Below are 8,835 nucleotides of genomic sequence, written 5' to 3'. Positions count from 1 at the left end.
GGGTTCGGTTGGTATAGCTGTCTATCTCTTTGAGTTTTGAGCCTGTAATCCGACCCCGTTCACGCTCCAAGAGCGGTATGCGTTTGAGCATGGCTCTAACCTGTGTTAGACTAGGCAAGCCCAAATCCGTGCCATGTGCTTTGATATGCTCATATCGCCACAGCTCATAGCACCGAGACACGGACAAGCCATTGGGGTTGCGATAGATTTTTAAAAAATCAGGGAGCCACAAAGCCGACAACACATTCATCTTTGGGCGACCTTGCTTATTTGGACTCATGACCGCAAGCACCTCACTGGCACTACCACATCGGCGAGCTTCTATGACCCACTCATGTAGGTTACGCACGCCCACCCCGACCTTTCCTGCACGAGCCTTTGCATTTTCGCAGACGGTGTTGTAGTCAGTTGCCCCCTCTATGGGTAACGCCCCGATACGAGACAGCTTACTGACATGCTTAATGGCTTTATCCTGAGTGCCAAGCTCGTCAGCATAACGTTCCACCAGCATTGCCATTAGCATTCGGCTGTCAGCGATACGTCTTTGTTTGTGGTTTAGGCTGTCAATGTCTCTCTCGCCACGCACCATCACAGCTTTTGGGATATCGGCAACCATAAGAGCTTTTAACTCACGGGCTTTGATTTCCGCTTGTACTTTCTTGGGCAGACCGTCAAAGGCATATTCAAGACCACCGCCTTTGCCCTGTCTTTTGCGACCGACCCAATTTTCTTTTTGTGCCAAACGCTTAATGTTTCGTTCGCTTGAACCGTTCACACAGCCAAGTTCAGCTAATTCTTTTGCAGAATAATGGGTTTTCATATCACCCCCAATTCAGCCTTTAACTCGTCAATGTTTTTGGTGCGTTGTACCTTTTTATTGTTTTGTTCTTGGTAAAAAGGAAACATTCGCTCAAAACAACAACCACCAGCCACCGCTACCGCTTTGGCAATGCGTTCACTACCACGACCGCTACGGATAACACCTGCCACCGATTGTGGACGCACGCCCAACGCTTCGGCAACTGTACTGGCATTATGTCCACGCGATTTTAATGCTTGATAAATTTCATTAGCTTGCATAAAATAACCTGTTTAATTAACCTTAAATTTTTACCTGCAACAATGAAATGCGATAGCTACCAAACTTCATTGACTGTATTTTAGTACAATATATTTTACTTGTCAATAAAATTTTACAAGTAAAAAAGGAGTTTTCTATGTTTGATTTACAAGAAGTCGCCATAAGGCTAGTAGAAGAAAGGGCTAGACACAGTTTTAGCCAAAATGCACTTGCCGAAAAAACAGGCAAAAGTCGCCAGCAGTACATCAATTATGAGACTGGGCGTAGTGAGATGACGGTTGGGTTTTTGTATGAACTCAACCAACTTGGCTTTGACATTCACTACATCATCACAGGGGTTCGTAATGCTGATATTAAAAAGCCCACAAGCGAACCAACAGGACAAATCAACAACATTCAAGGTAATGTTTCTGGCGTAATTACAGGTGCTGGCTCAACTGTACACCAAGTCAATACCAATCAGCACATCACACGCACCAAAGCAGAAGTCAAAGCAGGTATTGAACACATTACAGACGAACAAAAAGCCAATCTGCAACGACTGGTTAATGAGATTGTGGAATTGGAAGGTAAATACCGAACGACGGGTTCAGCTAAAAATCATCAAGCAGTTTGGCGTTCATTGAATGCTAAATTAAAGGTAACTTCTTACCACCTTATCCCACTTGATAAATATGAAACTGCGAGAAAGCATTTGCAAAGCTGGATAGGGAGATTAAATTCATCAAAAACCGCCACCAAAAAGAACTCTGACGGTGTACGAAAAAGTCGCTATGCTTATGTCCATACCAACTTAAAAAAATTTGAGTTAGATGAATGGTTTAGAGAGTATCTACAAGATAAACACGGTGTACTTAGTATGACAGAGCTTGATGATAAACGCCTAGACCAAGCCTATCAAGCTGTTGCCTATCAAGTTCGTAAATTAAGTAAGTAACTTAGACAAACCAGAAACAAACTTAGACAATCCTTGTCCAAGTTTGTTGTGGGATTTTTTCTGAGTTTTATTTATAAGTAATTGATTTTTATTACAATTTTTAAACTCGGACAAAGTTTTTAAGATTTAGATTTTGTCTAAGTTTAACAAACCTAACTTGGACAAGTTTGTAGGTTAGCCCGTAGGTTGGGTTGAACGATAGTGAAACCCAACAGTATGTCCCCTACAATCCTAAGAAAATGCCACTGTCTTAATTGACAAATCCAAAAACACAGCCAAAGACGGCAGGATTTATGTGATACGCATTGGCGAACAGTTATATGTTAAACGCACCCAATGGCTACCGACAGGGCTACGGCTCATCAGCGACAACACCATTTACGACCCCATAGACCTATCAAAAGCCGACCTAGACAGCTCCGACATTGAAGTCTATGGGCAAGTCGTCCACATCAGCTACGACTTACCCCACTAGCCCTGCCACACCCACAAAAAAAGCGACCCATTAAGGTCGCTTTTAAAATTGTTTAAACACCGTTTAAACGCCTATCAAATATGCACATATTTTTATCATTTTTCTATCATTTTTGATTGTTTTTTCTCATTTTGGATTTGGGCTTTTATCTGCATAATTGGCTTGCTTGTCCTACCCTAGCCCTTGCCATTATTGGTCTTGGCTCGCCAGTCTCTTCCATATTCACTTATGCAGATTTAATCAGTACCTCATAATATAAAAACACAGAATCACTGCCATCACAAGCAAAGGCATGAATACAGCCCTCACCTTCAAATAAGTTTCTAAATTTATAATAACTCATTTTTGCGGTTTTATTTTCCTCTAAAAATATCACCACACTACCATTGGGTTTGATACCAAAACCAACTTTCCCTGAATTCTTGGGTAAAGTGTTTAATTTCCGAAACTTCTTAGAGCTTCTTTGCAACAGATATTTTTTATGCTCTGGTTTAGGCTCTCCATATAATACAACATCTTTTAAATCACTTTTGGTATACACATTTTTTTCTCCATAAAGTAGCTTGTTGACAATCAAAGGACATAATCCTCCTACCCCCGTATAATACTGTGTCGTTGGGTCTCCTTCTTTTGCCACCCATCGATAATCAAGGGTTTGGGAGATGCTCCAAAGCCCAGATGAAGGCATACCATAAACCTCATCATTGGCAAGAATAGACAGTCCTTGATTGGCATTTGTACCAATGTTATAGCCATACCATTGCCCATTAATGCACGCATCAAAATCCCCCATTTTTTCTGAAGATGCTCGGTGAACCGTGCTACTAAAAGGGTCGGGTAAATATATGCCATATTGCACAATGGGTGTCATTCTAACCTTTTTTCCTTTTAAAATCACTTTATGTACACCCGTCTCTTTAAAAAATACATAGTCAATTTTGCTCATCAGACAGAATCCTTAAAATTTAATTGAGACTCAGAAATCTTTTGATAAAATTCTGCAAATTCTGACTGCTCCCACTTTAAGGTATGAATATGCTCCAAAACAATCAAATATCTATTTAACCCATTCATAAGTATCACATTGGCATTATCCTGACCAAATCTTGTGACATAGTCTTTCTTTAATTGATTTAGATTCTCAAATTGCTGGGATAACGAATGCGAAGTATCAGCCATGCTTCCAACAATCGTTAACTCATTTTCAATCTGATAATCAATACCATCTATAGTTATTGTCTTTGAGCTTGCAATATTCGTTGGTGGTATGTAATAAATTTTATTATCAAGTGACAGCCAAAATTCTTGGATTTTAATGTTATCAATAAATAATTCCCCGCATTCAGAAAATCCACCCTGTTTTTCAATACAACCCAAAATACCTAAACTGGCTGTTAGTTGGTTTGGTGTCAATTTTACTTTTTCCAGTTCTGATAAATCGGGTTTTAATAAGATGTTTGGTAGTCTAAATGACACTTTTTCTCCACTCATCATCACCTTCTCATTGCTCTTGACTTGGAAGGTTTTTGGGGTGGTGATGAAGATGCCGTGTTCGTTGATGAGTAGTTTAGAGCCTGCTACCATAGATGGTCTCCTTTGGGATTTAACTTAGTAGGTGTTTGGAATGTGTTCAAAATAATAGCCAGTAGATGCACCAAAGTATACATGAAAATCCATACTGCTGTCACCAAGAGTGTGGGTTTTTTTGAAAATAGGTTTAATGAGTCTTAGGTAATGCGATATGCAAGACAACTCATCAACAAACTCCTTGACAGGCTTTATGCTTTTTTGGAGCTGTTGTAATTCTAGGAGTATGTTTGTTGGGTCTGTGTGTTTGGCACTGAGTATGCTTATGCTGTTATCCTCGAATCTCTCTATGCTATCGGTGTGTATGCTATATAGTCTAGGTCCTGTGTCTAGCAGTAATGAGCAGTATATTGTGGTTAGCTGAATTTGCTCCACCAATGCTGGAGAGTTTTTAAAATGTGCCAAATAAACATCGCTAACCTTGGCAAGCTGTCGTCTTAACTCATGAAGCTCCTGGTTGCTTGCTATGGTATCAAAGACCATGTCTGACAGTTGGCTAATGCCATTGGCGGTACGGACATTTTGATGACTGTCCAGTGTCAGTTTAGGCAGTCGCTTGTGAGGATGTGGCTTTATACGACCGTCATCAGTGATGTAGAAACTTGATGTGTCACTGACGACCACGATGCTGTCTTTGGCTTGTATGGCGATGATAAAAGTCATAGTACGCCCTAATCAATATCTATGATGACATGGGGGTTTTCTTTGGGTTGCCCAAGCCAACTGTTACGCCCTAGTGGGTGCGAAGTGTCTAGGCGACTGGGGTGGATGTCGTCTTTATCGACAATGATTTTGATGTCAAATTGATAGCTGTGTTTGGTGTATCGGACGACCCATCTGATGAGTTTATCAAATAGATGCCCTCCTTTTAAAAAGTCCAAATATTTGGCAGTGCTCACAGGCCCGATGATGACTCGAAATTTTTGAGTGGCATCAAAATAATGTGTACCAATCAAAAGTCCTGAACCTAAAGGTTCTAAAAGTTGAGAGGAAAGGGTGGTCGTGTGTGCTTCGGCAGGAATCCATTCGCCAACATTTTCTTCTATCTGTATGGGTGTGTCAAAGTAGCCACTGAGTATCTCGATGAGGTTGTGTGTGGGCATATTTTGATTGAGTAGTAAGCTAGAATAGTAAAACTGGCTGTATTTTAACAGTCCCTCCATGCCTTCATCAGCCAAAGGCTGGTTGCCAACAAAGCCAGCGATGTGCTCACTAAATAGAGGGTTGCTCTTGTTGTCAAGCATGACCGCAGGTTCTGAGCTAAGCCACGCTTTATAAAATAGGCTGATTAGACGATGATGAAAGATGTCTAAAAAATCATTAAAGGTATGATCTTTTTCGTGTAAATTCTTCTCATAAATCGCCTCGGATAGGTGCAAGGGTAGGGCACCGTTTGTCCCTAGCATGCCAAAGCCTTTTATCTTGACTTTGAGAAATTTACCCTGTGAGATGATTTGGTGTACTTGTCGCTCCTGAAATGATAGTTTGGCAAGCTGTCCAAATCGCACATTGTGCTCTGTTAGTTGCACTTCGTCTCCGATGTTTTTGGTGAGATTGGCATGCAGATGTAAATATCTAAGTAGAGCAAACAGTTGCATGTCATCGGTGTTTAAAGGGGTTGCTTGAACTGAGATATCAGATGACATGACTACTCCAAAGAACTCAATGTGGCAATAATTTCACTTTTTTTATTGCGTAATGTTAGTTTGGTAAAATGATTGATGGGTGAATACCCTTTTAGATGACTGAGCAAAACACAGCCCCAAATATAAGGATGGGCATGACTCATGACTGCCTCATCTATGATGATTTCAAAATGTAAGCCATTTAAGGGGATGAGCTTGCGATTGCGTTTGTGGCTTTCGTGAGTTTTGCAGGCTGTAATGCTAATGATTGCATCAATCTGTGCTTTAAAAGATTGATTTTTTGACATTTCATGAATGGTCAGCAGACTGTCTTTGATATGGTTGGTTAGTGATTCTACATTATTCAAATCATCAATGATGAAATTAGAGGCGATTAGATTCATCAGTCGCCACTGGGCGACAGTGTGAGAGGGTGAGTCCAGAGGTTCGGTGAAACGACACTGCCTGACGATTTTGGTGCTCTTGAATCGGTCATCGAGCTGCAAATCTTCATCAAGCGTCCAGCTGATGTCTCTGACCAGACTTCGGTTGCTACACCAAGCCTCAACCGATAGTTGATTTAGGTCGTGCTGAGTGATGTGCTGATATTGATTGGTGATGGTAACATAGCATTCATTACCCTTGTAGGAGTTGTTCGTAGAGGCTAGTTGGTTTGAGCGATAGGTGTCAGTATAAAAGCCAACATCTTGGGTGTTCTCCAAGGTGTGATAACCATCAACTTTGTAGATGGGTTCAAAAGATTTTATTTTGGTATTGACTGAATTAAATCCTTCTATGGATTTGATGGAGATGATTTCAAAATCTTTGGCTCTGATTTTGTCCATGACGATGTGTTGTTCGTTGGTATTTTGGTTGATGACAAAACGTGTTTTTTTGATAAAATGATTGCTAATAATCATGCTGTTTAGGTCTAGACAATCATGGGTGAGATATTTTTCAATATTATCAGAAAAGTCACTTAAACCAAACGATAAAGTAAATTCCACCATGTCGTCAGAGGAGGTTTTTTTATGTCGTTTTAGGCAATCTGTTATGATAGCCTGTAAATCGTTTATGGTAAAGAACAAGGTCTTTTCAGGCAGTATGCTATATTCCACCACATCTTTTAAATGGCTGATTTTTCTATCATTGGATATGTCAAGATTAAAATCCATGCCAGTAAGCTTAATTTTGGGGGAGTAGATGTTTTTATGGTCTTTTTGACTGACACTAAGAGAAGTGGCTTTGGTTGATAGGTGATATAATAGCTCTGTGGCGGTATAATGGTCGGTATTTTTGATGTAAAAATGAATACAAGAAAAGTCAATATCCTTAATGGATAGTGTTTTTGGAAAGCTAAAAATGATGTCTAATTTGGCTTTTTGGCGTTCTTGGGAGAGGTAATTGTTTTTAAAGGTCTTGATGTAATTGACTTTTTGGATATGAAAAGGAGTGATTTGTAGCGGATGACAGGTAGAAAAATTGCAGGTAGCTGTATTCTTTTTTTTGGCATGCGTGAATACGGAGCTCTGAGCAGGAATGATAAAGGGGGAGTTCTCATTGGTGTAACAAGAGACGATGGCACAGCTGGGTATGACCTTATTAAAACTTGGTTGGATGACTTGAAAGATGTGTTCTAGAAATTTGGGGTATTGCTCATCGATTTTTAGATTGATGCGAGCAGTTAAGAAGCTCACTGCTTCAATCAATCTTTCAACATAAGGGTCTTCTATCTCTGGTGCTAATAATCCAAGATGTCCAGCCACAGCAGGATGCTCTTTGGCAAATTCTTTACTGGCTTCACGAAAATTTTTTAGTTCTTGATGGTATTTTTCCAAAAAGTTGCGGTTCATGACATGCTCCTAGATATTATGTTGGGTTAAAACTGCCTGTTTCTAAGTCTAGTTTGGTGGTTAATACAAATCGCTCGGGATGTGGGCTTGAGCGTATTAGCCCTGTGATTTGTATGCTTACTTGATTGTGTAGGATGTCATCGGCGTGCTTTGTTAGGCATTTTACCTCCAAGCTCTCTGGCAGTATCCGACTTTCAAAGGCTCTGATGGATGCGGTGATGTTGCTCTCTACATCAAGCCAGTTAATCTCTGAGGCTCTTTTACCTGATAAGGGGTGTATGCCATAATTCATGACACAGTGATAGGTTTCGTTTTGGCTAAAATAAGCGTGGTTGTCTGTGTAGTAACTTGCGGTATTCAATAAAGAGAGCAAATCCCGAATCACAAACTCTCTTAACTGACTGTGAGAGATGCTAGCACCAGAGGTGTGCTGCATGAGCCTGTCATAGATACTTGCGGTATTGTTTGCCATGAGTTACCCTCTTGTGATGACATCAATATCAAGCAGGGGGATATCCACATCGCCTGATGTCAATGTCTTTTGACCGTTTGCCCATGATAATTTAGACATTTGTTCCCATTGGGTGCGTTTGTTTTGTTTGATGTCTTCTGATACCTCGGTTAAAATAGGATATCTGGCAGGTATAAAGGCTGAGATTTCCTGTTGGTTTTGCAGGGTTATTTTGGCACGTCGCCACAAAATATCTGTTAGTACTTCGTGTCGCCAAAAATGAATGGATTGGATGTTATTGGTGGGTAGCCAGTAGTAATGAGCATCCACAAATATCTCAAAGACACTAGACAATCTAAAATCACTGTCAATCCATGAATCTTGATAGTTCTGTTCGTCATATGTGGTGATGGTTGCCCAAAAGTCGCACTCATCAATGAGCTGGCTGAAAATATCAACCATATTATCGTTACTGTCATAGAAGGCTTGTAATAACAGGTTCTGATTGCCATGAAAAGCTGTATCGGGGTAAGCAAGTGGTGCTTTGGTGTTTTTAAACACTGCGTCTCGCTGTATCTCGCAAAGAATATTTTGTTTAAGTAGGGATTTGACGTGTGGGTCGTTATGAATTTTTAGAAAATTATCGGTGGTGCTCAAGGCTTTTTGCCAATCCGCTTCTAGGCAATAACATTGAATGAGTGCCAGTCTGGCATTTAGGTTCATGGGGTCTTTTTTAAGCTGGCTAATGAGTGTCTCTATATGGTGGGTGATGTGATCAATAATCATAAAACGACCTATACTGATATAAAAACACAACCTAATATTA

10 protein-coding genes and 1 pseudogene are annotated in these 8,835 nt (G+C 40.3%); 2 read left to right on the top strand and 9 right to left on the bottom strand.

The features are described from left to right. Together B5J93_RS12630 and B5J93_RS12625 are read right to left on the bottom strand one after the other, a co-directional pair. A partial coding sequence (locus B5J93_RS12630) for a DNA-binding protein (RefSeq protein WP_211278895.1) occupies window positions 1–820 on the bottom strand: 820 nt, incomplete at its 3' end. After that, a complete protein-coding gene (locus tag B5J93_RS12625; protein ID WP_079326695.1) occupies window positions 817–1,080 on the bottom strand; it encodes a hypothetical protein in 264 nt (87 codons plus the stop codon). The genes B5J93_RS12630 and B5J93_RS12625, both read right to left, overlap by 4 nt. 137 nt (window positions 1,081–1,217) lie before the next feature. On the opposite strand from B5J93_RS12625, the gene B5J93_RS12620 reads away from it, so the two are divergent. Together B5J93_RS12620 and B5J93_RS12615 are read left to right on the top strand one after the other, a co-directional pair. Further along, on the top strand, window positions 1,218–2,018 hold the full coding sequence (locus tag B5J93_RS12620) for a transcriptional regulator (RefSeq protein ID WP_079326694.1): 801 nt from the start codon (window positions 1,218–1,220) through the stop codon (window positions 2,016–2,018). Window positions 2,019–2,268: 250 nt separating this feature from the next. Beyond that, a pseudogene (locus B5J93_RS12615) lies at window positions 2,269–2,493 on the top strand (S24 family peptidase); the annotation flags it as partial. Between the two features lie 226 nt (window positions 2,494–2,719). On the opposite strand, the gene B5J93_RS12610 reads toward B5J93_RS12615, so the two are convergent. Genes B5J93_RS12610 through B5J93_RS12580 form a run of 7 tightly spaced genes read right to left on the bottom strand, consistent with a single transcriptional unit; the run spans window position 2,720 to window position 8,795 of the window. Continuing rightward, on the bottom strand, window positions 2,720–3,439 hold the full coding sequence (locus B5J93_RS12610) for a hypothetical protein (RefSeq protein ID WP_079326692.1): 720 nt from the start codon (window positions 3,437–3,439) through the stop codon (window positions 2,720–2,722). After that, a complete protein-coding gene (locus tag B5J93_RS12605; RefSeq protein WP_079326691.1) occupies window positions 3,439–4,077 on the bottom strand; it encodes a hypothetical protein in 639 nt (212 codons plus the stop codon). Before B5J93_RS12605 ends, B5J93_RS12610 begins: the two co-directional genes overlap by 1 nt. A gap of 24 nt (window positions 4,078–4,101) precedes the next feature. Continuing rightward, window positions 4,102–4,743 (bottom strand): hypothetical protein, encoded by a 642-nt coding sequence (locus B5J93_RS12600; protein ID WP_079326690.1) that lies wholly within the window; start codon window positions 4,741–4,743, stop codon window positions 4,102–4,104. An 8-nt stretch (window positions 4,744–4,751) separates the two neighbouring features. Continuing rightward, the gene (tssG, locus tag B5J93_RS12595) at window positions 4,752–5,726 is read right to left on the bottom strand and encodes a type VI secretion system baseplate subunit TssG (RefSeq protein WP_079326689.1); all 975 of its coding nucleotides are present in this window, start codon (window positions 5,724–5,726) and stop codon (window positions 4,752–4,754) included. Between the two features lie 2 nt (window positions 5,727–5,728). Then, window positions 5,729–7,558, bottom strand: coding sequence for a type VI secretion system baseplate subunit TssF (gene tssF / locus B5J93_RS12590; protein ID WP_079326688.1), 1,830 nt, complete (start codon window positions 7,556–7,558; stop codon window positions 5,729–5,731). Between the two features lie 16 nt (window positions 7,559–7,574). After that, complete coding sequence (locus B5J93_RS12585; RefSeq protein ID WP_078274480.1) at window positions 7,575–8,030, bottom strand: type VI secretion system baseplate subunit TssE; 456 nt, start codon at window positions 8,028–8,030, stop codon at window positions 7,575–7,577. 3 nt (window positions 8,031–8,033) lie between these two features. Continuing rightward, entirely contained in the window at window positions 8,034–8,795 is a 762-nt protein-coding gene (locus B5J93_RS12580; RefSeq protein ID WP_079326687.1) for a type VI secretion system accessory protein TagJ, read from the bottom strand. Between the last annotated feature and the right edge of the window lie 40 nt (window positions 8,796–8,835).

Source organism: Moraxella equi (assembly GCF_002027555.1).
GTDB lineage: Bacteria > Pseudomonadota > Gammaproteobacteria > Pseudomonadales > Moraxellaceae > Moraxella > Moraxella equi.
The sequence above is the reverse complement of the archived record's forward strand: the minus strand, read 5'-3'. Positions and strand labels throughout refer to the sequence as shown.

Bases quoted from the DNA above. Each gene is read 5' to 3' on its own strand.
- B5J93_RS12580 (WP_079326687.1), bottom strand. From the start codon at position 8,795: ATGATTATTGATCACATCACCCACCATATAGAGACACTCATTAGCCAG.
- B5J93_RS12610 (WP_079326692.1), bottom strand. From the start codon at position 3,439: ATGAGCAAAATTGACTATGTATTTTTTAAAGAGACGGGTGTACATAAA.
- B5J93_RS12585 (WP_078274480.1), bottom strand. From the start codon at position 8,030: ATGGCAAACAATACCGCAAGTATCTATGACAGGCTCATGCAGCACACC.
- tssG (WP_079326689.1), bottom strand. From the start codon at position 5,726: ATGTCATCTGATATCTCAGTTCAAGCAACCCCTTTAAACACCGATGAC.
- B5J93_RS12600 (WP_079326690.1), bottom strand. From the start codon at position 4,743: ATGACTTTTATCATCGCCATACAAGCCAAAGACAGCATCGTGGTCGTC.
- tssF (WP_079326688.1), bottom strand. From the start codon at position 7,558: ATGAACCGCAACTTTTTGGAAAAATACCATCAAGAACTAAAAAATTTT.
- B5J93_RS12625 (WP_079326695.1), bottom strand. From the start codon at position 1,080: ATGCAAGCTAATGAAATTTATCAAGCATTAAAATCGCGTGGACATAAT.
- B5J93_RS12620 (WP_079326694.1), top strand. From the start codon at position 1,218: ATGTTTGATTTACAAGAAGTCGCCATAAGGCTAGTAGAAGAAAGGGCT.
- B5J93_RS12605 (WP_079326691.1), bottom strand. From the start codon at position 4,077: ATGGTAGCAGGCTCTAAACTACTCATCAACGAACACGGCATCTTCATC.